Source organism: Microbacterium sp. G2-16M (assembly GCF_055809115.1).
On record NZ_CM147897.1, the window covers coordinates 1,896,522 to 1,921,455 of the forward strand.

Consider the following 24,934-nt stretch of genomic DNA (forward strand, 5'->3'; position numbering starts at 1 on the left):
AGAGTTACCTGCTGTCCCCTTGACTTGAGTCTCAGGTTACCTGATACTGGGGCGATCGGATCCGCAGCGATGTGGATCGACGAAGGTCGAGGAGGACCTGACGCCGTGACGACTCAACAGCAGCATCCGCCTGCCGCGCCCGCCCTGGATGTCGTGGGGGTGAGCGTCCGGTACGGACGGTCGATCACCGCCCTGCGGGAAGTGAACCTCACTGTGCACGACGGCGAGGTCGTGACTCTGATGGGGCTCAACGGCGCCGGCAAGTCCACCCTGGCGCGGGCCGTCACCGGACTCCTCCCCGCGCAGGGCGGCACGATCACCGCCGGACACATCCGCAGCTTCGGCGGCGACCTGACCCGCCGCTCGCCACGCACGATCGTCCGGCACGGCGTCGCCCAGACGCTGGAGGGTCGACGCATCTTCGGCGCGATGACGGTCACCGAGAACCTCGAGATGGGCGGGACGACCGTCCGCGGCGCCCAGCTGCGGGCCAACCGCGAGCAGATGTTCGCGCTGTTCCCGCGCCTGGCCGAGCGTCGCGACCAGGCCGCCGGCCTGCTGTCCGGCGGCGAGCAGCAGATGCTGGCCGTCGCCCGCGCGCTGATGTCCTCGCCCCGGCTGCTCGTGCTGGACGAGCCGACCCTCGGCCTGTCGCCGAAGCTCGTCACGTTCGTGCGCGACACCATCCGCGCCATCCGCGAAGCCGGCACCAGCGTGCTGCTGATCGAGCAGAACGCGACGATGGCGCTGTCGGTCGCCGACCGCGGCTACGTGATCGAGCACGGCCGGATCGTGCACGAGGACACCGCGGCGCACCTGCGCGAGGACGAGGGTCTGCAGCGGCTGCTGCTCGGCCTCGGTGCGGAGGAGGCGGCATGAGCACGGATGCGGCACCCCTGCTGGATGTGCGCGACATCGAGCTGACGATCGGCGGGCTGCACATCCTTCGCGGAGTCTCGTTCGACGTGCAGCCCGGCGAGTTCTTCACCGTGATCGGCCCGAACGGGGCCGGCAAGACATCGCTGCTGAACGTCATCAGCCGCATCTACCGCCCGACCGGCGGCACCGTCACGTTCGACGGCGCCCCGCTGCTGGGCGCCAAGCGCTCGGCGCTGGCCGGTCTCGGCATCGCCCGCACGTTCCAGAACCTCGCCCTGTTCGAGCAGATGGACGTGCTCGACAACGTGGTCCTCGGCCGCCACCGGCTGATGCGCTCCGGCGTGCTCACCGGCGCCGTCTGGTTCGGTCGGGCACGTCGCGAAGAGGCGGCGGCGCGCCGCGCCTGCGAGCCGCTCATCGACCTGATGGGCCTGGGCGCCTACCTGCGCCGCCCCATCGGCGACCTGCCGTACGGCATCAAGAAGCGGATCGAGCTGGCCCGGGCGCTGGCCGTCGAGCCCCGGCTGCTCCTGCTGGACGAGCCGGCCGCCGGCATGAACGACGACGAGACCGACGAACTGGCCGAGTGGATCCTGGTCGCCAAGCGCGAACTGGACCTGACCGTCGTCATGATCGAGCACGACATGGGGCTGGTCACCCGGCTGGGCGACCGCTCGCTCGTGCTGGACTTCGGCACCACCATCACGATCGAGTCGCCCCGAGCCGCGATCGCCGACCCGCGGGTGATCGCCGCCTACCTCGGCGACGAGTCCGACGACGCCGAAGACCCCACCACCACCGGCAACATCGCGCTGAAGATCCCGAAGGGTCTCACCCGGAAGGCGCCGCGCACGCGAAAGGGAGCGCTGCGATGACCGACATCCTGCAGATCCTCGTCTCCGGCATCGCCCTGGGCTGCCTGTACGCCGTGCTGTCGCTCGGCTTCGTCGTCGTGGCCCGGGCCTCCGGCATCCTGAACCTCGCTCAGGGCAGCTTCGTGGTGCTGGGCGCGTACCTCGCGTACGCCCTCATCCATCAGGCCCGACTGCCGTTCTGGATCGGCGTGATCATCGCGATGGCCGTGGTCGCCGTGTTCGCCGTCGCCCTCGAGGCGCTGGTCGTGCACCGGGTCACCGACCACTTCGTCGCGCTGCTGGTCACGTTCGGGGTGACCATCGCGATCGCCCCCATCGTCACCGCCATCTGGCCGGGCGACTCGCTGAACCTCAACGACCCCTGGGCACTGAACGTGATCCGCATCGGCGGGATCGGCATCACCGCACGCGACGCCACCCTCATCCCGATCACGGCGCTGCTGCTGCTCGCGTTCTACCTGTTCTTCCGGTTCACCCGGATCGGCCTGAGCCTGCGGGCGACCGCCATCGACGGCGAGGCGGCCATGGCCCAGGGCGTGAGCACCCGGCTGGTCTACGGCATCTCGTGGGGCATCGCCGGAGCGCTCGGCGCGTTCGGCGGCGTGGTCCTGTCGACCACGGTCGGCGGCGGCGTCCGGCCCGGCCTGGAGGTGTACGCGTTCCTCGCCCTGCCGGTGATCATCCTCGGCGGCCTGGAGTCGCCGCTGGGTGCCGTCATCGGCGGCCTCATCATCGGCGTGGTCCAGCAGTTCGCCGTCTCGCTGGTCCCGGAGAGCTGGGGATCCGGATTCTCGGATGTCGTCCCCTACGTGGTGATGCTCGCGATCCTGCTCATCCGCCCCGCAGGCCTGTTCGGCCGGAAGGAGATCCGACGCGCATGACCGCCGCCACCGTCGACGCCGCGCCCGCGACCCGCCCGCGCACCCGCGCACCGCGCCTGTTCGACACCCTCACGAAGAAGATCCTCGCGGCCGTGTTCGTGATCGCGATCGTCGCGATCCCGTTGAACATCGCCGACAGCTACGTGCTCACCGTGCTGGCCACCGCCGCGGTCGCCGCCATCGCCTGCACCGGGCTGAACCTGCTCACCGGCTACGCCGGGCAGATCTCGCTCGGGCACGCGTTCTTCGTCGGGGCCGGCGCCTTCGCCGGCCAGGTGCTGGGCGGCGAGCTGGGGCTGCCGCTGCTGCTCTGGCTGCCGCTGGCGGGGCTGTTCGCCGGCGCGCTGGGTGCGGCCATCGCGCCGTTCGCCCTCCGCCTGCGCGGACCCTACCTGGCGATCGTCTCGCTCGGGCTGGTCTACATCGGCATCTATGCCGCCCGCAACCTGCCGGCCCTCACCGGGGGTCTGAACGGCACCGTGGTCACCGCCCCGGTCGCCATCGGTCCGGTCGACTTCGCCGCCCTGCAGGTCGGCCCCTTCCTCCTCACCCGCGAGCAGGGCATGTTCATCCTGTGCTGGGGGATCCTCGCCCTGGTGCTGCTGTTGACCGCGAACATCGTGCGCTCGCGTTCGGGCCGGGCGATGCAGGCCATCCGCGATCACGACCTGGCCGCCGAAGTGCTCGGCGTCAAGCGCCTGCCGTCGATGATGAACGCATTCATCGTGTCGTCCGTGCTCGGCGGCATCGCCGGCGGGCTGCTCGGGGTGCTGCTGCAGTACATCCGCCCGGAGAACTTCGGCCTCGACCTGTCGATCCAATACGTCGCGATCGTGGTCATCGGCGGCCTCGCCAGCATCTGGGGGCCGGTCCTGGGCGCGCTGTTCATCGGGCTCGTGCCCGTGGTGGCGATCTGGCTGGCCGACTACCTGCCGTTCATCGCCAAGCCCGGCCAGCACGGCGGGATCAGCGTCTCGGGCTTCGGCCTGGTCGTCTACGGCATCCTCATCGTCGTCTTCCTGCTGTTCCGCCGGGGCGGGCTCATCTCGTTCTTCCGCATGCCCGCCCGCGCCGCGGCATCCACGTCCTCCACCACCACTCCCTCCACCGCCACGACGACGCAATCCCGCACCGAGAAATCCCCGCCCACCACCGAGAACCAGCAATCCACACCCGAGAAGGAAGGACCCACACCGTGAAGAACCGCACTCCCGGCGTCCTCGCCATGGCCGCTGCAGCCGCTCTGCTGCTCACCTCCTGCGCCGTCCAGACCACCGGCGGCGACAAGCCGTCGGCCGGTCAGACCGCCGAGCTGAAGTCCGTGCCCGGCTTCGACATGTCCGACGGCGTCATCCACGTCGGTCAGATGACCGCCCTCAGCGGTCCGCTCGCCCCCTCCTCGAACGAGCAGGTGGCCGGTCAGCAGGCGTACTACGACATCGTCAATGCCAAGGGCGGCATCGACGGCAAGTACAAGGTCAAGGTCGTCACCGCCGACAACCAGTACAACCCCCAGCTGGCCGTGCAGGAGTATCAGCGGGTCAAGGACCAGGTCGTGATGCTCTCGGGCGTCCTCGGCGACGCGTCGACCGAAGCCCTGCTGCCGATCCTGCGGCAGGACAAGGCCGTCGCCCTGCCGTCGACCCAGAGCTCGCGCTTCACCAAGGACGAGAACCTGGGCATGACGTTCACGTCCTACCAGTCCAACGTGTGGAACGCCCTGGCGTACATGTTCGAGAAGGGTGAGATCACCAAGGACTCCACGGTCTGCTCGATGATCCAGGCCGACCAGTCCGGGCAGGCCCGGCAGGACGGCCTGGACTACGCGGCCAAGCAGCTCGGCTTCAAGGTCGGGCCGAAGGCCGAGTTCGCCCCCACCGACACGGCGTTCACGGCGCAGGTGCAGACGCTGAAGAACGCGAAGTGCGAGGTCGTGGTGTTCGGCGGTGCGACCAACAACGTGCCGAACCTCGTGGCCGCGGCCACGCAGCTGAGCTACTCACCCACCTGGCTGGCCGAGTTCTTCGCGATCGCCCAGTCGTTCAAGGACACCGACATCGCCGGGTATCTGAAGGACCACTTCATGATCACCGGTCTGGCCGGCGACCTCGACGACAGCTCGATCGAGGGCATCAAGATGCTCACCGACCAGCTCGGCAAGACGCCGACCATGCAGAACGTGTACGGCTTCATGCAGGCCATCACGGCCACCACGATCCTGGAGAAGGCCGTCGCCCTGGGCGACCTGTCCGGACCGGGCATCATGAAGGCGATGGACGAGCTCGACAAGGTCAGCTATCTCGGCCTGAACGGCGACATGACCTACGGGCCGGCGGCCGACCGACTGCAGCCGGACACGTCGTCGATCTTCTCGTACGACCCGGCCGCCCCGGGCAGCCTGAAGGCGCTCGCGGCATCCTTCGTCGCACAGGGCGGACGCGGCCCCGGCTTCTGATCGTCCCCACCTCCCGACCGATGCCCGTCCGCGCTCCGCGGGCGGGCATCGTCGTGTCAGCCACGGCATGGCGCGCGCCACCTCAGACCACGACGGGCCGGTCGTCGTCGACCCCGGAGTCCGCTCCCGCGTCCAGCCCGGCGAAGTAGTCCAGCGAGGCCAGCGACGAGCTCACCAGGGGGCGGATGCCGGGGCGCGTGCCGGCTCCGGTGGCCCCGCCTTCCGGCAGGTAGGCCTCTTCCAGGGCGCGGGTGATGCCGGCCGCGCCGACCGTCAGCAGTTCGAGGATGCCCTGCACCGGTGCGCCGTCGTTGGGCACGACCACCCCCAGCGCCGCGTAGATCACGCCGTGCGGACCCATCACCGGGACCGCCACCCCGCGGGAGGCCTCGTGGATGTGCCCGGGCAGATCGGCGAACCCGGCGGCCCGCACCCGACGCAGCCGCGCCCGCAGCTCGAGGCCGTCGCGGATCGTGTGCGCGGTGTAGTGGGTCCAGCCGGCGGCGATCACGTCTTCGACCAGCAGCTCGTCGGCGTGTGCCAGCAGCACCAGCCCGCTCGAGCTGACCGGCAGCGGGGTGCGTCCGCCGATCAGGGTCGCGTTGATCACCGCCTCGCGGGTCGACATCCGCTCGATGAACAGGATGTCGCGCCCGGTGCGCACCCCCAGCTGGGTGTGCTGCCGGATCCGCGCGTGCACGCCGCTCATCCAGGGGCGCGCCAGCTCGCGCAGTCCGAGGGCGCCGGGGGTGCGCGAGGCGAACTCCCACAGGCGCACGCCCAGCCGGTAGGAGCGGTCCGGCATCCGCTCCAGCAGCCCTTCCGCCTCGAGCTGAGCGACCAGCCGATGCGCGGTGGACGGTGCCAGCCCCGCCTCGTCGGCGATCTCGGTGAGCGTCAGGAACGGTCGCAGCGCGTTGAACGCCTCCAGCACCCGCAGGTGCTTGCGCAATGCCGACTCGCCGGCAGACCCTCTTGCCATGGCGGCCCCCTGGGCAACAGGTTACCTGTCGCCCAGGGGGCCGGCGCATCCGCCCAGAACTCGGGAGGTCAGTCGTTCGCGCGGTATACGGTCCGGGCGTACTCGTGGTACGGCGCCGGGGCCACCGTGGCACGGATGCGCACCTGGCGGTGCGTCGCGTCGACCTGCGGCTTGTGCGAGATGGGGTCCTCGCCCCAGACGATCTCGACCACGGCGCCGTCCGGGATGTCCTTGTCCAGCGTGGCCAGCGACATGTACAGCTGGTCCGAGGCGACGTACCCGGCGTCGGTGGAGATCCCGACTCGCGTGCCGTCCTTGACCACCTCGTCCATCTGGAACAGCCCGTAGCGGGCCTTGGGGAACTCGAGGAACTTCGCCGGGATGCCCGGCTCGACCTGCGAGCGCACGACGGCCGCGACATCCTCCGCGTTCCACAGCAGCGTCACCTTGTGCCGCTTCTGATTCTCGGCGTGCTTCTCCAGCGCCTCGCGGCCGTGGAAGTCATGGTCGAAGCGCACCGACTTGCCCAGCCCGATGTCGTACGGGGTCATGTAGTAGTCGTGGATGTCGGTGGAGTACAGCGAGCCGCCGATGGAGCCTGCCCGCGCGGCGGGCAGCCACTCCCGGTACTCGGCGAAGTCGTCGTCGTAGATCGCGGCGAACGGGGTGGGCACCCAGCCGGACTCCAGCGGCGTCGACGAGTACGCCTTGGCGCCCACCCGGCGGATGTCGAACTCGGCGCCCGCGTCCATCAGCGCGTTCAGGACGATCTCGTTGTCCTCCCACGGTCCGTAGAACTCGAAGCCCGGCTGGCCGGCCATGCCATGGCGCAGCGCGCGCACCGGTCGGCCCGCGATCGTCACCTCGCCGATGTGGAAGAACTTGATGTCCGGCGCCGGTCCGCCGAAGACCTTCTCCATCACATCGTCCGCACGGGGGCCCTGCAACTCGTACCGGTAGAACGTCGGCGGCTCCTTGCGCATGTTCGAGTTCGCCTCGAGCCGGTGGTGGACGTCGCGGCCGGCCGCCTCCGCCTTCTCGGCGTTGAAGCGGACCCAGTCGATGAGCAGGTGGTGCCCGATCAGGACGAGCCCGTCGGGTCCCTCGGAGTTGTAGAACAGGATGCCGTCACCGATGAGGTAGCCGTCCTTGTTCACCGCGATCAGCTGCTTGGCCACTCCGGGACGGAAGGTGGCGAACGTGTTCGGCGAGATGCCGGACAGCATCGGGATGAGGTCGGCGCCGTGCAGGAACAGCTGCGTCATGTGATGCGACTGGTCCATCAGGGCGACCGTGGCGTTCCACGCCCGCTGCTCGTCCCGCCAGTTGGTGAACTCGGGCGCCACCGGGAACGTGAACGCCGGCCAGTCCTGGTCTCGCAGCAGCTCCACGGCGCTGCCGGTCCGGGCGATCGCCTCGGCAAGTGATTCGGTCATCGTCGACCCTTCCTTTCGGTCTCAGGGGCAGAGTAAGCACCTTGCGGACGGCACGGCACGGTCGATTCCTTTGAATGGAACCGATGCGGCGACCACGGCGAGATGCGGCGAGACTGGAGGCGGTCGGGCGGCCACGCACGCGGTCCACAACGGTTGGGTAAAGACATCGGCGACTTCGATCCAAAATCGTTGACAATCCAAGTGCGAATCCGTACCGTCCCATCAGGGGCTGTGTCCGTCCTCCACCCGAGGATCCCTCTACCCGAGAGGCACCGCCCGGGCGAAGACCGTCCGTCATGGGCAATGAGGCAACGACCACGGGGAGGCGAGCCATGGCCGCTCGATTGACGCTGCGCGACGTCGCGCTGCACTTCGGCGGGGTGAAGGTGCTCGACGACGTCGCGTTCGACGTCGAGCCGGGGCAGATCCTGGGCCTGGTCGGCCCGAACGGCGCCGGCAAGACCTCGCTGTTCAACTGCATCAGCGGGCACTACAAGCCCAGCGGCGGATCGATCCTGATCGACGACACCGAGGTCAGCGGCGCGCGCCCGGCGACCCTGGCCCGCCACGGCCTGGCCCGCACGTTCCAGCACCCCGCGCTGCAGCTGCACGAGACCGTGCTGGAGAACGTCCTGCTCGGCGCGCACACCCGCCTGCCGGGCGGCCCGCTCGAGTGGGCGCTGCGCCTGCCGCACACGAGCCGCGCCGAGAAGCGGCTGCGCACCGAGGCCCGCGACCTGCTGGAGCGCAACGGCCTCGGCTGGGCGGCCGACGTCCGCGCCGACGAGCTGTCGCACGGCCTGCACAAGGGCGTGGAGCTGTGCCGGGCGCTGCTGATGAAGCCGCGCCTGCTGCTGCTGGACGAGCCGGCGGCCGGCCTGCCGCACACCGAGGTGGAGCAGCTGATCGCCACCGTGCGCCGCATCCGCGACCAGGACGACATCACCGTCGTGGTCGTCGAGCACCACATGGGACTGATCGCCGCGCTGACCGACCGCGTGGTGGTCCTGGACCACGGCCGCAAGCTGATGGAGGGGACGGCCGCCGAGGCGCAGTCCGATCCCCGGGTGATCGAGGCGTACATCGGAAAGGACGCGACGGATGCCGCTGCTTGAGCTGGAGGGCGTCACGGCGTTCTACGGTCCGGTCCAAGTGCTCGACGGGGTGTCCCTGTCCGTGCCGGACGGCGGGGCCGTCGGCATCCTCGGCGCGAACGGCGCGGGAAAGACCACGACGCTGCGCGCGGTCAGCGGCACGGTGCGCGCCGGCGGGAAGATCACGTTCGACGGCAAGAGCATCCGGGGGCTGCGACCCGATCGGGTGGCGGGCCTGGGCATCGCCCATGTCCCGGAGGGGCGCGGCACCCTCGGCGACCTGAGCGTCCGCGAGAACCTGCGCGTGGGCGCGTACCTGCGCCGCGACCGCAAGGCGATCGCCGGCGACATCGACTACTGCCTGGACCTGTTCCCGCAGCTGCAGAACCGCATCCGATCGAACGCCTCGGCGCTGTCCGGCGGCGAGCAGCAGATGCTGGCCGTGGGGCGGGCGATCATGTCCAAGCCGCGGCTGATGCTGCTGGACGAGGCATCCCTCGGACTCGCGCCGAGCACCGCGAAGGACGTCTACGCGGCGATCGGGCGGCTGCGCCGCGAATCCGGCATCGCCATGGTGGTCGTCGAGCAGAACGCCAACCTCGCCTTCACCCTCGTCGATTCGGCCACGGTGCTCGAGACCGGACGCAACGTCCTGTCCGGCAGCACGGCCGAGCTCAAGGGCATGGACGAGATCCGACGCGCTTACCTGGGAGGCTGACCGGTGGGGACGTTCATCCAACTCTTCGTCGACGGGCTGTCGACGGGCTCGATCTACGCCGCGCTCGCGCTGGCGATCGTGCTGGTCAACCAGGCGACCGGCCTGGTCAACTTCGCCCAGGGCGGCATGGCGGTGCTCTCCGCCTACATCGCCTGGCTGTTCATGAACATGGGCGTGCCGCTGATCCTGGCGATCCTGCTGTCGCTGCTGTTCTCGTTCGTCCTGGGCGCGGTCATCGAGCGCTACCTGATGCGGCGCTTCGAGCGCGGCGACCCCGACACCGCCGTCGTGGTCACGATCGGTCTGCTCACCCTGATCACCGGGCTGTGCGGCTGGCTGTGGACCTACAACAACCAGCAGTTCCCGTCGCTGTTCTCGCTGGACACCGTCCAGGTGCTGGGCGCATCGATCAGCGTCCGCTCGATCGGCACGACCCTGGTGATCATCGTGATGATGGTGCTGCTGCAGGGGCTTTTCGTGGGCACCAAGCTCGGGCTGGCGCTGCGCGCGGTGGCGATCAACCCGCAGTCGGCCGCGTTCTCGGGGCTGCCGGTGGGCCGGCTGCTGATGGTGGGCTGGGGCCTGGCCGCGGTGCTGGGCGCGATGGCCGGCGCACTGGTCGCACCGCAGCTGACGCTGACGCCGGGGATGATGGACAACGCCCTGGTGTACGCGCTGGCCGCGGTGATCCTGGGCGGGCTGACCAGCCCGTTCGGCGTGGTCGTGGCCGCCTGGCTGATCGGCGTGCTCGAGAACCTCGCCGCCGTCTACCTTCCCTTCATCGGCTACGACCTGAAGGTCGCGGTGCCGTTCATCCTCATCTTCGTCGTGCTGATCGTGCGACCCCAAGGGCTGTTCGGCCGGAAATCGGTGGTGCGCGTCTGATGTCCGTGACCTCGTCCTCGCGCACGCCCTCCGTGCGCCACAAGTCCCCGTTCTTCCAGCGCAGCTGGGTGCGGTGGGCCACCGCCGCCCTGGTGGTCGTGATCCTCGTGGTCGCGCCGCTGGTGATGCCCGAATTCGCCAATCAGACCGTCGCACGCATCGGAGTGTTCGCCGTGGCCGTGCTCGGCCTGAACGTCGTGATGGGCTACACCGGGCAGGTCTCGCTCGGCCAGATCTTCTTCGTCGGCTTCGGCGCCTACATCACCGCCTACGGCGTGCAGCACGACTGGAACCTCGTGCTGGTCTTCGTGCTGGCCTTCGCGGCCCCCGCCGCGGTCGGCCTGCTCATCGCGCTTGCCGCCGCCCGCCTGGGCGGTCTTGCGATCGCGATGGTGACCATCGCGCTGCCGATCGTCGGGGTGCCGCTGGCCAAGCGCCTGAACGACTTCACCGGCGGCTCGCAGGGGATGTCGGCCCGGTTCACCGACGCCCCCGAGTGGAGCGGCCTGTACAACGACCAGTGGCAGCTGTACCTGGTGATCATCATCACGGCGATCGTCTTCCTGCTCACCCGCAACCTGGTGCGCGGGCGGTACGGCCGCGCGTTCGCGATCGTCAAGGGCAACGAGGCGGTGGCGTCCTCGATGGGGATCTCGCCCTATTGGTACAAGGTGATCGCCTTCACCGTGGCATCCCTCATCGGCGGTGTCGCCGGCTTCCTCTATATGGTGGTGGTGCAGTACACCTCGCCCGAGACGATGAGCTTCGGCCACTCGATCACCCTGCTGGCCGCGATGGTGATCGGCGGCGCCGGCAGCATCATCGGGTCACTGCTCGGCGGCGCGTACTACGTGCTGGTGCCGCAGCTGACCAACATCGTCGACCCGAACGCGACGGCGCTGCTGCAGGGCGCGATCCTGCTCGTGGTGCTGTTCGTCCTGCCCGGCGGCCTCGTGTCGCTCCCGCGCGTGCTCGCCCGCCTGTTCCGGCGCCGAGGCGGCGGTTCCGGGCGCCCCCAGACCACTCCGATCGCGGAACCGGACCCGGCCGCCGCGGTGGAGGGAAACCCAACAGAGAGGCAAGGTCACGCATGAACATGCGCAGAACAGCTCGGAAGGCCGTCGGCGTCGTCGCCATGGCATCCGTGGTCGCGCTCGCGCTCGCGGGCTGCTCCCGCGGCGGCGGCGGCAACGATGAGACGGGCGGTGCTGCGGCGTCGAGCCCCGGCATCACCGACACCGAAGTCACGATCGGCATCACCACCCCGCTGTCCGGCGCCACCGCCGGCCCCGGCACCTGCACGGTCGCGGGCGTCACGGCGTACTTCGGCGAGAAGAACGACAAGGACGGCGGCGTCAAGTTCGGCGACGGCAAGACCCGCAAGGTCAAGATCGAGGCGCTGGACGACGGCTACGACCCGCAGAAGGCCAAGGCCAACTACGACCAGCTCAAGGACAAGGTCTTCATGATGGGGATCGGCCTGGGCACGCCCACCAACCGGGCCTGGCGCGAGGCGGCCATCGCCGACAAGGTGCCGCAGGTGCTCGTCGAGACCGGCGACCCGATCTTCTCCAACAAGGAGGAGAGCCCGTGGCAGCTCGGGTTCGTCCCGACCTACCTCAACGAGGGCGAGGCGTTCGGCAAGCTGCTGGCCGCCTCCGGCAGCGCACACAAGGTCGCCATCCTGTCGCAGAACGACGACTACGGCGAGGGCTACGTGCAGGGCTTCAAGGACGGCATCAAGGGTGCCTCCAACATCACGATCACCAAGGAGCTCACCTACGAGGCCACCGACACCTCGGTGGACGCGCAGCTGACCGAGCTGGCCGCCACCGGCGCCGACGTGTTCTTCAACGCGATGTCGATCACCCCGCTGGTGATCACGTCGCTGCAGAAGGCGCAGCAGCTGAACTGGAAGCCCAGCTGGTTCCTGCCCTCGAACACCTCCAGCCCCGGTGCGATCCTCGAGCCGGGCAAGGCGACGGCGTTCCCGGGCGTGTACACGGTGGCGTTCTCCAAGTCCGCATCGAGCCCGGCGACCGCCGGCGACGCCGACATGAAGCAGTTCCTGTCGGACCTGAAGACGTACGCGAAGTACGACGGCACTCCGGCGTTCCCGCACTGCGTGTGGAGCTACATCAGCGGCGCGACCCTGGAGCAGGCGTTCGGCAAGATGACCAAGCCGACCCGTGACGACTTCATGACGGCGCTGCGGTCCATCTCGGACTTCAAGGCCCCGCTCATGCTCGACGGCACCGCGGTGAACACGACCGAGGACGGCCAGCCCGCCGTCTCGACCGTGGTCGTCCAGAAGTACAACGGCAAGGGATACGACACGGTCAGCTCGTTCGGCTGATCCGCTCGTGACGAGGGCCCCGACCGGATTCAGATCCGGGCGGGGCCCTCGCGCGTGTGCGGGATGCCGCGGCCCCGCGCCGGCGACGGGATGCCGCGGGCCGGCGTGACCCGTGGCGTACGCGCGCGGTCAGTCCGCCGCGCGGAGGACCTCGATGATGCCGGCCAGATGCTCCCGCGTGGCCACAGCCGCGGCATCCGGGTCGCCGGCGATGATCGCATCGATGATCGCCACGTGCTCGGGCGCGCTGGTGGCGGCCCGTCCGGGCAGGAAGCTCAACCGGAACTGGTGCCGCGCCGATTGGGCCCGCAGCCGCTCCAGCAGCTGGGTGGCCGTGGCATGGCCGCTCATCTCGCGGATGCGGCGGTCCAGCTCCTGGTTCAGCCGCGAGTACCGCACCAGATCGGTGGACGTCACCGCGGCCTCGATCCCGTCCCGCAGCTCGCGCAGGGCCGCCACGTCGTCGTCGGTGCGCAACTGGGCGGCCTTGCGTGCGACGAGGGACTCCAGGCCCATGCGCACTTCGACGATCTCGACGGCCTCCTCCACCGTGATCGCGCGCACGCGCGCGCCGCGGTTGGGAAGCCGCTCGACCAGTCCCTCGTTCGTGAGGTTCAGCAGCGCCGTGCGCACCGACGAGCGCGATGCGCCGTAGCGCTCGCTGATGTCAGCCTCGATCAGACGCTGATGCGGCGCGAACTCCGCGTTCTGGATCGCCGCCCGCAGCTGCTGGGTCAGTTCGCCGGGCGCCGACACGCCCTCTTCGATCACCGTCGTGGACACACTGCCTCCCTGTGCACGGCGTACACCGGCGACAGCGGATCTGCCCGCCGGTGACGCAGCCCGTCCTCCGAGAATATCGCCGCCGATGAGTTGGCGACGAAATCCCAGATGATTTTGTCGCGAGTCTTGAGTACCGCCGTCGAGTGGGCGACGATGGAGGTGTCGGCCTCCCGCGAGTCGGCGGGACGCCGCACGAGCGTCACCCGGCCATATCGCGCACACCCGAGCGCGTCCGGACACGCGGTTCAGAGAGGTGGACAGGGATGTCTGAGACCATCGAGGCGGTCGGCCGGTCAGTGCGCACCGGATTGTTCATCGGAGGCGCCGAGCGGTTCACCGACGAGGTGCTGCCGGTCGCCGACCCGGGCAAGCCGGGCCGGATCGTGGGCGAGGCCGCATCGGCCTCCCCCCAGGACGTGGCCGACGCGGTCGCCGCAGCGAAGGCGGCGTACCCGTCGTGGTCCGCACTGCCGGCCACCGAGCGCGCTGCGGCGATGGCCGCGGCCATCGCCGGCGTGGGCGACGACCGCGACGCGGACGCCGAGATCCTGTCGCAGGAGAACGGGAAGATCCGGCTTGAGGCCTGGGTGGACGCCCTCGTCTTCGAGCTGCGCTGGAACCTGGCCCTGCAGATCGCCGACCAGGTCGACGAGGTGACGACCCTGCCGGTCGTGCCCGGGGCGATCCCGGTGTCGACCCGGGTCGCGCACCAGTCTCTCGGGGTGGTGAGCCTGATCGTGCCGTTCAACTGGCCGATCGCCATCCTCGGAGCATCCCTGCCCTATGCACTGCTGGCCGGGAACACCGTGGTCGTGAAGGCGCCGCCGACCACGCCGCTGGCGATCACCCGCGTCGTCCAGCGGGTGGCGGCGGGGCTTCCCGCCGGGGTCCTGAACGTGATCAGCGGCAAGGACGAGAACATGTCGGGCCTGATCCAGAACCAGGATGTCGCGAAGGTGTCGTTCACGGGCAGCGTGAACGGCGGCAAGCGGATGATGCAGATGGGCGCGACCACGCTGACCCGGGTGACCCTCGAGCTCGGCGGCAACGACCCGGCGGTGTTCCTGGCCGATGCGATCCTGGACGACGAGCACCTCGACCGGCTGTATGCGGCGATCTACGACACCACCGGGCAGATCTGCATGAACGCCAAGCGCGTGTTCGTGCACCGCTCGCGGCTCGACGAGGTCGTCGCGGGCCTGTCGGCCCGGCTCGAGAAGGCCGTGCTCGGCTACGGACTCGATGAGGGCACCACCATGGGTCCGCTGAACTCGGCCGCGCAGAAGGCGTTCGTCGAGGAGATCATCCAAGAGGCGAAGGATGCCGGAGCCGACGTCCGCGAGTTCGGTACAGTGCCCGGTGGCGAGTTGGAAGGCGGCAACTTCGTGCGTCCGGCGATCGTGGTCGACCCGGACCTGTCGCTGCGGGTGGTGACGCAGGAGCAGTTCGGCCCGGTCATCCCGGTCATCCCGTTCGACGACGAGGACGAGGCCGTGCGCCTGGCCAACGACACCTGGGCCGGCCTGTGTGGGTCGGTGTGGACCGCTTCGCCCGAGGCCGCGCAGCGCGTGGGCTCGCAGCTGGTGTGCGGATATGTCTGGGTCAACGACCACGGCGCGACCCGCCTCGACCTGCGTGCGCCGTTCGGCGGCATGAAGGGCTCGGGGTTCGGCCGGGAGCAGGGCATCGAGGGCGTCCGCGACTTCCAGGACACCCGCGCCATCGCCACGATCGACCCCGAGGCCCTCGCCGCGATGGCGCACTGACGCGATCGGCGGGGGTCCGGATGCCGGGCCCCCGCCGCGTCGGTCGCGGCCGTCGGGTCAGGGCGAGACATCCTCGAGCACCCGGTTGCGGGTGTGCACCGTGAACTGGGCGAGGATCGAGGCGATGATCAGGAAGCACGAGATCAGCATCAGCGCCCAGAACACCGACAGGTGCGGGATCAGCGGCGCCAGCACGATGATGCCGATGCCGCCGCCGAGGTGACCGACGCCGTCGACGATCGCGAATCCGGTCGAGCGCGCCCGGGTCGGGAAGTTCTCCGCCGTCAGCGCATAGGTGGGCGAGACCCACAGGTTGAAGCCGGCGAAGATCAGGATGGCCCCGATGAAGTCGACGACCAGCGACTGGCCGCCGATGGCGATCACCACCGCGCCGATGAACGTGACGATGGTCCCGACCGGCAGCCAGTAGCGCCGCTCCATCTTCTCGACGATGAACGACATGATGATCGCCTCGCCGACGAAGCCGAGCGTGCCCACGGCCGCGATGACGCCCGCCTCGGGCGGGCTGAACCCCAGCGAGGTGAACACCGAGGTGAAGCCCGCCGCGTAGGCATAGACCGTGATGTAGCCGAAGAACCAGAGGAAGAACAGCAGGATCATCCGGCGCAGATAGACCGGGTTCCCGAAGATGTCGGCGTACGGCACGCGGCGGGCCGGCGGCCAGTGGGTGGGGACGGCGTTCAGGGTCGGTTCGGCCAGCGCGCCGCGGCGGGCCGCGCGGGCCTCCATCGAGACGGCGACCGCCTCGGCCTCGGCGATGCGCCCGCGCTGCAGCAGCCACCGCGGAGACTCCGGCAGTTGGAACCGCAGCACGATCGCGACGATGGCGAGGATCGCGCCGATCGCGTACATCCACCGCCAGCCCGATTCGAGCCCGAGTGCGAACGGCAGGCCCGCCGGCCACGGCGAGGCGGGGGTGGTCAGGAACAGCCCCAGCCAGATGCCGAAGAAGGCGCCGAGTGCCGACATGATGAAGATCACAGTCGTGAACTTCGCCCGCGAGTGCTTGGGCGAGACCTCGCCGATGTACGTGTTCACAATGGCGAGGTCCGCGCCGATCCCGATGCCGGTGATCACCCGCGAGATCGTGAAGTTCGCGAAGTCGCCCGACAGTGCCGTGTAGAGCGATCCGAGGCCGGTGATCAGCATGGTGATCAACAGCATGTTCCGGCGGCCGATCCGGTCGGACAGGGGCGAGAGCACCAGGGTGCCGACCACGTAGCCGACCAGGTTGAGCACCACCGGCAGCGGCAGTGACGCCAGCGCGTTCTCGGGTGTGCATCCTGCGACCAGCTGGGTGCAGGTCTGCACGAACGACACATTGATGTCGAAGATGTCATAGAACGTGAAGAGAAACCCCACGCCGATGATGGCCAGGAACGCGGGCGAGAGCGACCACGTCCGGATCCGGTCCAGTCGGGCCATGAGCTGACGCGACTCCTCCGGGATCACCTCGCCCTGCAGGCTGTCGGGTGCGGCCCGGCCTGCCGGGCCGCTCATCGCGCCGCTCCCGTCGCGGGTGCGCCGATCGAAACTGCTTCTGTCCCGTTCATGTCCGTCCCTCCACTGCTGTGTGTCAGGTGCCGTCAGGAACGGCACGCGCAACGGTGTGGGATCGGGTCGGACATCGCCGGCATGCCGAAGCTGCCCAGCGGACGGAAATCTACCACTGTGTGAGACCGGTGCGGCCCGCTCCGCGCGAATTCATCAGAAGCGGACGTGGCGTTCGCCTCTCGGCCCTTCCGCGTGGCCGGTCAGATGCGGTCGTGGCGTTCGCCTCTCGGCCCTTCCGCGTGGTCGGTCAGAACGGGGGCAGTGGTTCGGGGACGAATTGGACCGTCGCGACCGGCGTGTCGATGTAGATGCGGCCGGTGGGGCTGGTCCATCTGAGTCGGCCGTGGCCGATCTGCTCGACGCGCCAGAGGGTGTGATGTTTGACGATGTGATGGCGTCGGCAGAAGTTGGCGAGGTTGCCCTTGCTGGTGGGCCCGCCACGCGCGGCGTCGATCGTGTGGTCGTGATCGCAGTGCCAGACCGGTTGGGTGCAGCCCGGGAACCGGCAGTGCTCGTCGCGCGTGTCGAGGAAGCGTGCGAGGGCGGCCGTCGGGCGGTATCGGTCGACGGACATGGGCTCGCCGGAGTAGGGGTCGGTGAGGACGCGGTCCCAGCCGGGGGCGGATGCCGCCAGTCGCTTGGCCGTGCTCAGATCGATCGGCCCGTAACCGGCGAGCAGGGCGGGCTGTCTGCTGTGGCCGAGCAGGGTGAGCACGGGGATCGTGATCTGCACCTTCGCCTGGATGGCATCGATGGGATTTCCCGTGGTGTGCCCGGCGGGGGCGCCGGTCAGGAGGATGTCAGCGAGGATGTCGGCCCGCTTCTGATCCATCGTCCGGGTGTCGCCCCGATCAGCGCGGGTGTCCGCGTGTGCGGTGCCGCCGGTGATCAATGCGAACTCGCCGCTGTCGTCTCCGTCCGCGCAGCCATCCGCCTCTCCGTCGGGGTCAGCATCCGTGTCGGGGTCAGCATCCGCGTCGGGGGCATCCGCGTCGGCGTCAGCATCCGCGTCGTCGTCTGCATCTTCTTCGGTGATGGTGAGGTGGTGCGCGATGGCACTCAGGCGGTCATAGATGGCGTGCGCGAGGACGGCGGGCCCCTCGTAGATGACGCGGGCGGTGTCGTCGGCGAGGTCGATCAAGCGCACCGTGCGGTCTTCGTGAGCCCGGCGGATGTTCTCGGCGGCCGTGTCGGGGTCGATACGGGCGGCGAGCACTTTGACGATCTTGCTCAGCCGGAACGGTGTCTCATCGGCCGCAGCCGCCAGCGCGCGCGCCTCGTAGTCGGCACGTTTGGCATCGTCGGCGATCACACCCCCGGCATCGACGATCGCGCGCGCGTGAGCGAGGTCGATCTCGCCCGCCGCCAGCGCGGCATAGGCGGCCGGGAACCGATCGAGCAGAAGCGCGGCGTCACCCATCCGCGCTTGGACCGACCGGTCGGACAAGCGCATCGCCGCACCGAGTTCGCTGGAGACCTCGCGCAGCGGCAGGTCATCGCCGAACCGCTGGCCGGCGTCATGCCATTCCCGCTCGCGGGCGCTGACCAGGTCCACCGCCCGCGCCAGCTGCGCGGCCTCCTTCGCCTGCAATGCGGCGATCTGACGGCGGGTGTCGACCACCTCATCCACGAGGGCGTCCAGGGCGCGCCAGCTGCCGGACGACTGCTGCTCGTTTCCCATGGCCGCCTCCAGACGAACGCCGACAGATGAAGGGCGTGTCCACGACGTCTGGAGTGAGGATGATCTTGGCCGGAAGCTGGTGCGTATCGAGGACTGCTTGCTCTCTCCACTCTAGCACCTATCTTCTATTTTGCAACCGCGGAATGTGAGAGATGTGTCATATTTGCTTCCGTCCGTCGGAGAACCGGACACCGCGCTGATGCACAATGGAGCATATGACGGCCCCGCCACGACTCGACCTCGACCGGTACCTCGACCGCATCGGATACTCCGGCACGCGTGAGGCGACCCGGCAGGTGCTGGACGAGATCATCGCCCGCCACACGACGGCGATCCCGTTCGAGAACCTCGATCCGTTCCTCGGGACACCCAACCGGCTCGATCTGGAGTCACTGCAGCGCAAGCTGGTGGACCGCGGGCGAGGCGGCTACTGCTTCGAGCACAATCTGCTGCTGCGGGCGGTCCTGCTCAGCCTCGGCTTCGCTGTCCGCAGCCTGTCGGCACGCGTGCTCTGGCGCGCAGACCCTGAAACCGTCAATCCGCGCAGCCACATGCTGCTGGTGGTGTCGGTCGGCGACGAGCAGCGGATCGCCGACGTGGGATTCGGCGGCATGGTGCTGACCACGAGCCTCGCACTGCAGACGGATGCCGCGCAGCCGACGCCGCTGGAGCCGTTCCGCCTCGTGCAGCACGCCGACGAGTACATCCTGCAGGCGCTCATCGGCCCGGAGTGGCATCCGCTCTACCGCTTCGACCTGCAGGCACAGCTGCCGGTCGACTACGAGGCACCCAACTGGTATCTGTCGACCTCGCCCCATTCGCGGTTCGTCACCGCGCTGGCGGCCGCGCGCGCGACCTCTGAGCGCCGCTATGCGCTGGCCGGACGGCGCTTCACCACGCACACACCCGGGCAGCCGTCGCAGAGTCGCATCCTCGAGGACGTCGCGCAGCTGCGTGCGGTGCTGGCCGAGCAGTTCCAGCTCGACACCGACGGGCTCGACCTCGACACGGCCTTCGCGCGCGCCGAACGGCCGTGAGAGGGAGGCCGATCCGGCCTCAGAACACGTACTCCATCAGCTCCACGCCCAGGGTGCGGAAGGCCTCATGCGCGCGAAGCCGGTGCGCGATCGAGAGGTCGTCGAAGCACACGATCAGCGCGTACGAGATCCCCGCGCGCGGGCCGGCGAGCACTCCTGCCTCGGCACGGATGCCGGAGTCCCGGCCGGTCTTGCTGATGAACAGCAGCCCGTGCTCGTCGTTGAAGTGCGCGAAGGGGTCGAGACCGGTGGCCGAGGCGACGAGCGAGAGGTCCTGGTTCAGGCTGAGCCATTCGGCCACCTGCGCGCTCACCCCGGCGGTGACGACCTCGGAGTTCACCAGCGCGGCGAACAGCTGTGCGAGCTCGCGCGCGGATCCGAGCGCCACCTGCGGCGCGTCATCCGGCCCCCGCTTGTCGCGGAACCGGTCCAGCAGGGCCGACCGGGTCAGGCCCAGCTGCTCGATCCGGGCGCGCACGGCGGGCAGGCCGACCCGGTGGATCAGCGCGTTGGCCGCCAGGGTGTCGCCGGATGCCGCGGCCAGCACGGCCAGGTCGGTCACCGGCAGCGCGGGGGCCTTCAGATGCTGCCAGAGGCCGCCGGCCTCGACCCGGTCGATGGCCGATCGGTCGATGATCTCCAGGCCGTCCAGAGTGCCCGCCTCGATCTGGGCGGCCACCTCGATCAGCAGCGGCACGACGCCGAGCCCGGCCACCGGCAGCGTGACGAAGTCGTCGCCCGCGAGCACCGCGCTGCCGCGATCCAGATCGTCGATGCGCACCGACACCTTCGCGCCGGACCGGGCGAGCTCGTCCAGCGCCTTCAGCGTCGACGTGAAGGTGCGTCTTCCGGCTGCCGCCCTCCTCGGCAGTCGTCTGCTGCTGCGTCGCGACCCCCGTAGCGATGCAGCTTCCCGTTGGGGCTCTGGGGGCGTGCCCACGGCCATCCTTCCGCGTTCAGGTGGGTCGGTGCGTGCTGCGCGGATGCGCACACGCGATATTCGATTGTGAGTCGCGATTCCCCGTCCCGCGGCCGCTCGGGCCTCGATCCCGGGTCTTCGTCACCAGATCGTGACGCGCTGTTCGGCGGGAAGCCAGAGCGCATCGTCCTCGACCACGTCGAAGGCATCGTAGAAGGCGTCCACGTTCCGCACGATCTGGTTGCAGCGGAACTCGTTGGGCGAATGCGGGTCGATCGTCAGCAGCCGGATGGTCTCGGCATCCCGCCCCTTCTGCCGCCACACCTGCGCCCAGCTCAGCAGCAGGCGCTGGATGCCGGTGAACCCGTCGATCTCGGGTGCTTCGGCCTCGCCCAGCGACAGCGCGTACGCCTTGATCGCGATGCCGAGGCCGCCCAGGTCGCCGATGTTCTCGCCGATCGTCAGCGCGCCGTTGACGTGGTTCTCGACGGGCAGGCCGAGCGGGACGAGCGCGTCGTACTGCTCGATGAGGCTCTTGGTGCGCTCTTCGAAGGCGGCGCGGTCCTCGTCGGTCCACCAGTCCGCCAGCTTGCCGGTGCCGTCGAACCGGCTGCCCTGATCGTCGAACCCGTGGCCGATCTCGTGGCCGATCACGGCCCCGATGCCGCCGTAGTTGGCCGCGGCATCCCGCTCCGGGTCGAAGAACGGATACTGCAGGATCGCGGCCGGGAACACGATCTCGTTCATCATCGGGTTGTAGTAAGCGTTGACCGTCTGCGGGGTCATGAACCACTCGTCGCGGTCGATCGGCTGGCCGATCTTGGCCAGCTGCCGGTCGTGCTCGAGCACGTGCGCCCGACGGACGTTGCCCACCAGATCGCCGGCGTCGATGGTCAGGCCGGCGTAGTCGCGCCACTTCACCGGGTAGCCCACCTTCGGGGTGAACGCGTCCAGCTTGGCCAGGGCCCGCTCGCGGGTGGCGGGACTCATCCACTCCAGGTCGCGGATGCTGCGCCGATAGGCCTCGATCAGGTTGGCGACGAGCTCATCCATCTCCTGCTTCGCCGCGGGCGGGAAGTGCCGCTCCACGTACACGCGGCCGACGGCCTCGCCCATCGCCGCCTCGACGATGCCGACGCCCCGCTTCCAGCGTTCGCGGTTGACCGGGACGCCGGACAGCTGCGTGCCGTAGAACGAGAAGTTCTCGGCCACGAACTCATCGGTCAGGAACGGCGCCGCGGCGTGCACGATCTGGAAGCGCAGCCAGGCCTTCCAATCCTCGAGGCGGTCCTCGACGAGGATCCGGCCCAGGCCGTCGAGGAAGCTCGGCTGCATCACCACGGCCTCGGTGAAGCCGTCCTCGTGCGCGGGGGCGACCGCGGCGCGCCAGGGTTCGAGGTCGACGCCGACCAGCTCCTGCACCTCGTCCCAGCTCTTCAGGTTGTAGGTGGCGACCGCGTCCCGGCTGCGCACGTTGTCCCAGTGGTGCGAGGCGACCTCGGTCTCGAGCGCGAAGATCCGCTCGGCGGCGTCCGCGGCATCCGCCACCCCGGCCAGGTCGAGGATCCGCGCGATGTGCTCACGGTAGGCGGTGCGCGTGGGCGCGAAGCTGTCGAGACGGAAGTAGCTCTCATCGGGGAGGGTGATCGCGCCCTGGATGAGGAACGGGACGTAGCGCTCGGGATCGCCCGGATCCGGCTCGATGTACAGCTCGATCAGGCCGCCCACGCCGTCGCGCTCCAGCCGGCCGACCGTGGCCAGGAAAGCGGGGATGGAATCGATCGCATCCACCGCGGCCAGCTGATCGGTGATCGACCGGGTGCCCAGCTCGGCGATCCGGTCGGTGTCCATGAAGCTGGCGTACAGGTCGCCGATCTTGCGGGTCTCGGTGCCGGGTTCGGCATCCTGGGACTCCTCGATGATCGTGCGCACATGCACCTCGGCCTGCTCGGCGAGGAAATGGAAGGACCCCCAGCGGGCCTTGTCGTCGGGGATCGCGGTCGCGTCGATCCAGGATCCGTTGACGTGGCGGAACAGGTCGTCCTGCGGGCGGATGTCGGCACTGAACGCGTCGAGCTCCAAGCCCGATCGGGGGGATTCGGTCATGCGATCCAGGATATGCCGCGGAGGAGACATCCGTGTGCTGTCTCGGTGGCGCAGGGTGGGTGGGGGTGGGCACGGGGCCGGATGTCGGGGGCCGTGCGTAACCTGGGATCGGGAGGCAGACATGACGACATTGACCGATCGTCCGAACACCGCGCTGCTGGTCGTGGACGTGCAGAACGACGTGGTCGGCGAGGCATACGAGCGCGACGCCGTGGTCGCGCGCATCCGCACGCTCGTCGACCGCGCCCGTGACGCCGGCGTCCCGGTGGTCTGGGTGCAGCACTCCGATCCCGAGCTCGTCCCGGGCTCGGACGCCTGGCGCATCGTGCCCGAACTGGCACCGGCCGACGACGAGCCCCTGGTGGGCAAGGAATACGGCGACGCGTTCGAGGGCACGGATCTGGAGAGCGTGCTGGCGGCTCGCGGCGTAGGCCGCGTGATCGTGGCGGGCGCCGAGACGGATGCCTGCATCCGGTCCACGATCCATGGTGCGTTCACGCGCGGCTACGACACGACCCTGGTCTCGGACGCGCACACCGCCGGCGACAAGTCGGCGTGGGGCGCCCCGCCCGTGGACCAGGTGATCGCGCACACCAACCTGTACTGGTCGTTCCAGGGAGCACCGGGGAAGACGGCGCAGGTGGTCGCGTCCGACGAGGTGGCATTCGACTGACGCGGGCCCGCGCGCGACCGCTGACGTCGGAGCCCACCCGTAGGCTCGGAGCGTGAGCCCGCCCGATACGCTGAACCGCGACATCCTGCGGCTCGCCGTACCGGCGCTGGGCGCCCTGATCGCCGAGCCCCTGTTCCTGATCATCGATTCTGCGCTGGTCGGGCACCTGGGGGTCGTGCCGCTGGCGGCCCTCGGCATCGCGTCGGCGGTCCTCCAGACGATCGTCGGCCTGATGGTGTTCCTCGCCTACTCGACGACACCGGCCGTGGCCCGCCGGTTCGGCGCCGGCGACCCGACGCGTGCGGTGTCGGTCGGGGTCGACGGCATGTGGCTCGCGCTCGGCCTTGGCGCGGTGCTGGCGCTGGTGGGCTATCTGTCCACGCCGATGCTCGTCGGGCTGTTCGGCGCCGGACCCGAGGTCGCCGCCGATGCGCGCACCTATCTGGGCATCTCGATGTGGGGCCTGCCGGCCATGCTCATCGTGTTCGCCGCGACCGGACTGCTGCGCGGCATGCAGGACACGGTGACGCCCCTGTGGATCGCCGGCATCGGCTTCGCCGGCAACGCCCTGCTGAACTGGGCGTTCATCTACGGCCTCGGCTGGGGCATCGCCGGATCGGCGACCGGCACCGTCCTCGCGCAGTGGGGGATGGTGGCCGCCTACGTAGCCGTGATCGGGCGACTCGCGCGCCGGCACGAGGCATCCGTCCGCCCACAGCGCGAAGGAGTCCGCGGCTCGGCGCGATCCGGCGGCTGGATGTTCCTGCGCACCGTGTCGCTGCGCGGGGCGCTGCTGTCCACCGTGGCGGTGGCCAGCGCCTTCGGCACCGCCGAACTGGCCGGCTGGCAGGTGGCGTTCACGATGTTCTCGACCGCCGCGTTCGCGTTGGACGCCCTGGCGATCGCCGCCCAGGCGCTCATCGGCAAGGGGCTGGGCGCCGGCTCGGTCAGCGACGTGCGCCGCGTGCTGCGACGCACGCTCGCCTGGGGTGCGGGGTTCGGCGTGGCGACGGGGGCGATCATCGGCGGATGCTCCGGACTGATCGGGTTCGTGTTCACCGGCGACGCACAGCTCGCCGCACTCGTCCAGCCGGCGCTGATCGTGCTGGCCGTCGCGCAGCCGATCTGCGGGATCGTCTTCGTGCTCGACGGGGTGCTCATCGGGGCGAACGACGCCCGATACCTCGCCCTGGCCGGGGCGATCAACCTGGCCGTCTACGTCCCGGTCCTGGTCGCGCTCGCGGTGTGGCATCCCGGGGGCGCGACCGGACTCACCTGGCTCGCCGTCGCATTCTTCGGGGTGTACATGATGGCCCGTCTCGTGACGCTGGGGTGGCGCATCCGTCGCCCCGCATGGCTGACGCAGCCGGCCTGAACGCTCACCGCCGCCGCGGCGGCGTCAGCCGCGACGGGTCAGCTTCACCACCGGGATGACGCGGCTCGTGCGCTTCTCATAGCTGCGGAAACCCGGAGCCGCCGCCGTGAACCGCTCCCACGCGGCATCCCGCTCGGCGCCCGCCAGCACCGTGGCATGCACCGCGACGACGCCGTCGTCGGGCGTCTCGATCTCGACCTCGGGATGGGCGACCAGGTTGTGGTACCAGGCCGGATTGTCGTCGGCGCCCGCCTTCGACGCGGCGATCAGCCACGTGTCCCCCTCCCGGATGCCCATGACCGGGGTGACCCGTTCGGCGCCGCTGCGCGCTCCGATGTGGTGCAGCAGCACCAGGCCCCGCCCGAAGTGCGCCACCGTTCCGCCGGTCGCCCGGAACTCCGCGACGATCGGATCGTTGTGCTGCGCGTACGGATTGCTCATGCGTGCCTCCTCGGCTC

22 protein-coding genes are annotated in these 24,934 nt (G+C 69.6%); 14 read left to right on the forward strand and 8 right to left on the reverse strand.

The window, feature by feature from the left end:
• Positions 1–105 precede the first annotated feature (105 nt).
• Genes AC0L6F_RS08980 through AC0L6F_RS09000 form a run of 5 tightly spaced genes read left to right on the forward strand, consistent with a single transcriptional unit; the run spans position 106 to position 5,090 of the window.
• A complete protein-coding gene (locus AC0L6F_RS08980; protein ID WP_473537600.1) occupies positions 106–879 on the forward strand; it encodes an ABC transporter ATP-binding protein in 774 nt (257 codons plus the stop codon).
• Positions 876–1,754 carry an ABC transporter ATP-binding protein gene (locus tag AC0L6F_RS08985; RefSeq protein WP_473537601.1) on the forward strand — a complete coding sequence of 293 codons (879 nt, stop codon included), beginning with the start codon at positions 876–878 and terminating at the stop codon, positions 1,752–1,754. The genes AC0L6F_RS08980 and AC0L6F_RS08985 overlap by 4 nt, the downstream gene beginning before the upstream one ends.
• Positions 1,751–2,635 (forward strand): branched-chain amino acid ABC transporter permease, encoded by an 885-nt coding sequence (locus AC0L6F_RS08990; protein ID WP_274636234.1) that lies wholly within the window; start codon positions 1,751–1,753, stop codon positions 2,633–2,635. The genes AC0L6F_RS08985 and AC0L6F_RS08990 overlap by 4 nt, the downstream gene beginning before the upstream one ends.
• Positions 2,632–3,834 (forward strand): branched-chain amino acid ABC transporter permease, encoded by a 1,203-nt coding sequence (locus AC0L6F_RS08995; RefSeq protein ID WP_473537602.1) that lies wholly within the window; start codon positions 2,632–2,634, stop codon positions 3,832–3,834. Before AC0L6F_RS08990 ends, AC0L6F_RS08995 begins: the two co-directional genes overlap by 4 nt.
• Positions 3,831–5,090, forward strand: a complete 1,260-nt coding sequence (locus tag AC0L6F_RS09000; RefSeq protein WP_473537604.1) for an ABC transporter substrate-binding protein — start codon at positions 3,831–3,833, stop codon at positions 5,088–5,090. Before AC0L6F_RS08995 ends, AC0L6F_RS09000 begins: the two co-directional genes overlap by 4 nt.
• Before the next feature lie 82 nt (positions 5,091–5,172).
• Here AC0L6F_RS09000 and AC0L6F_RS09005 read toward each other — a convergent pair whose 3' ends face one another.
• The gene (locus AC0L6F_RS09005) at positions 5,173–6,072 is read right to left on the reverse strand and encodes an IclR family transcriptional regulator (protein WP_473537605.1); all 900 of its coding nucleotides are present in this window, start codon (positions 6,070–6,072) and stop codon (positions 5,173–5,175) included.
• A gap of 68 nt (positions 6,073–6,140) precedes the next feature.
• A complete protein-coding gene (locus tag AC0L6F_RS09010; RefSeq protein WP_473537607.1) occupies positions 6,141–7,508 on the reverse strand; it encodes an aminomethyl transferase family protein in 1,368 nt (455 codons plus the stop codon).
• Between the two features lie 332 nt (positions 7,509–7,840).
• Here AC0L6F_RS09010 and AC0L6F_RS09015 point away from each other — a divergent pair, with 332 nt between their 5' ends.
• Genes AC0L6F_RS09015 through AC0L6F_RS09035 form a run of 5 tightly spaced genes read left to right on the forward strand, consistent with a single transcriptional unit; the run spans position 7,841 to position 12,561 of the window.
• The gene (locus tag AC0L6F_RS09015) at positions 7,841–8,623 is read left to right on the forward strand and encodes an ABC transporter ATP-binding protein (protein ID WP_473537609.1); all 783 of its coding nucleotides are present in this window, start codon (positions 7,841–7,843) and stop codon (positions 8,621–8,623) included.
• Positions 8,610–9,320: an ABC transporter ATP-binding protein gene (locus AC0L6F_RS09020; protein ID WP_274636240.1), complete on the forward strand. Its 711-nt coding sequence runs from the start codon at positions 8,610–8,612 to the stop codon at positions 9,318–9,320. Before AC0L6F_RS09015 ends, AC0L6F_RS09020 begins: the two co-directional genes overlap by 14 nt.
• A gap of 3 nt (positions 9,321–9,323) precedes the next feature.
• Positions 9,324–10,205 carry a branched-chain amino acid ABC transporter permease gene (locus tag AC0L6F_RS09025; protein WP_473537610.1) on the forward strand — a complete coding sequence of 294 codons (882 nt, stop codon included), beginning with the start codon at positions 9,324–9,326 and terminating at the stop codon, positions 10,203–10,205.
• Positions 10,205–11,299 (forward strand): branched-chain amino acid ABC transporter permease, encoded by a 1,095-nt coding sequence (locus AC0L6F_RS09030; protein ID WP_274636242.1) that lies wholly within the window; start codon positions 10,205–10,207, stop codon positions 11,297–11,299. Before AC0L6F_RS09025 ends, AC0L6F_RS09030 begins: the two co-directional genes overlap by 1 nt.
• Positions 11,300–11,301: 2 nt before the next feature.
• Positions 11,302–12,561, forward strand: coding sequence for an ABC transporter substrate-binding protein (locus AC0L6F_RS09035; protein ID WP_473537612.1), 1,260 nt, complete (start codon positions 11,302–11,304; stop codon positions 12,559–12,561).
• 129 nt (positions 12,562–12,690) lie between these two features.
• Here AC0L6F_RS09035 and AC0L6F_RS09040 read toward each other — a convergent pair whose 3' ends face one another.
• On the reverse strand, positions 12,691–13,344 hold the full coding sequence (locus AC0L6F_RS09040) for a GntR family transcriptional regulator (RefSeq protein WP_274636244.1): 654 nt from the start codon (positions 13,342–13,344) through the stop codon (positions 12,691–12,693).
• Between the two features lie 263 nt (positions 13,345–13,607).
• Here AC0L6F_RS09040 and AC0L6F_RS09045 point away from each other — a divergent pair, with 263 nt between their 5' ends.
• Complete coding sequence (locus AC0L6F_RS09045; protein ID WP_473537614.1) at positions 13,608–15,110, forward strand: aldehyde dehydrogenase family protein; 1,503 nt, start codon at positions 13,608–13,610, stop codon at positions 15,108–15,110.
• 57 nt (positions 15,111–15,167) lie between these two features.
• On the opposite strand, the gene AC0L6F_RS09050 is transcribed toward AC0L6F_RS09045, so the two are convergent.
• Positions 15,168–16,631 carry an MFS transporter gene (locus AC0L6F_RS09050; RefSeq protein WP_473537615.1) on the reverse strand — a complete coding sequence of 488 codons (1,464 nt, stop codon included), beginning with the start codon at positions 16,629–16,631 and terminating at the stop codon, positions 15,168–15,170.
• A 301-nt stretch (positions 16,632–16,932) separates the two neighbouring features.
• A complete protein-coding gene (locus tag AC0L6F_RS09055) occupies positions 16,933–18,366 on the reverse strand; it encodes an HNH endonuclease signature motif containing protein (protein ID WP_274636247.1) in 1,434 nt (477 codons plus the stop codon).
• Between the two features lie 215 nt (positions 18,367–18,581).
• Between AC0L6F_RS09055 and AC0L6F_RS09060 the strand changes: the two genes are divergently transcribed.
• Positions 18,582–19,403 (forward strand): arylamine N-acetyltransferase family protein, encoded by an 822-nt coding sequence (locus AC0L6F_RS09060; protein ID WP_473537616.1) that lies wholly within the window; start codon positions 18,582–18,584, stop codon positions 19,401–19,403.
• A gap of 19 nt (positions 19,404–19,422) precedes the next feature.
• Here the strand turns inward: AC0L6F_RS09060 and AC0L6F_RS09065 are convergent, their stop codons facing one another.
• Entirely contained in the window at positions 19,423–20,349 is a 927-nt protein-coding gene (locus AC0L6F_RS09065) for a serine hydrolase (protein WP_354002964.1), read from the reverse strand.
• Positions 20,350–20,463: 114 nt separating this feature from the next.
• The gene (locus tag AC0L6F_RS09070; RefSeq protein ID WP_473537617.1) at positions 20,464–22,428 is read right to left on the reverse strand and encodes a M13 family metallopeptidase; all 1,965 of its coding nucleotides are present in this window, start codon (positions 22,426–22,428) and stop codon (positions 20,464–20,466) included.
• Positions 22,429–22,549: 121 nt separating this feature from the next.
• Here AC0L6F_RS09070 and AC0L6F_RS09075 point away from each other — a divergent pair, with 121 nt between their 5' ends.
• Positions 22,550–23,101, forward strand: a complete 552-nt coding sequence (locus tag AC0L6F_RS09075) for a cysteine hydrolase family protein (RefSeq protein WP_473537619.1) — start codon at positions 22,550–22,552, stop codon at positions 23,099–23,101.
• Between the two features lie 52 nt (positions 23,102–23,153).
• Positions 23,154–24,476 carry an MATE family efflux transporter gene (locus AC0L6F_RS09080; protein ID WP_473537621.1) on the forward strand — a complete coding sequence of 441 codons (1,323 nt, stop codon included), beginning with the start codon at positions 23,154–23,156 and terminating at the stop codon, positions 24,474–24,476.
• A gap of 24 nt (positions 24,477–24,500) precedes the next feature.
• On the opposite strand, the gene AC0L6F_RS09085 is transcribed toward AC0L6F_RS09080, so the two are convergent.
• Positions 24,501–24,917, reverse strand: coding sequence for a nitroreductase/quinone reductase family protein (locus AC0L6F_RS09085; protein WP_274636252.1), 417 nt, complete (start codon positions 24,915–24,917; stop codon positions 24,501–24,503).
• Positions 24,918–24,934: the final 17 nt, after the last annotated feature.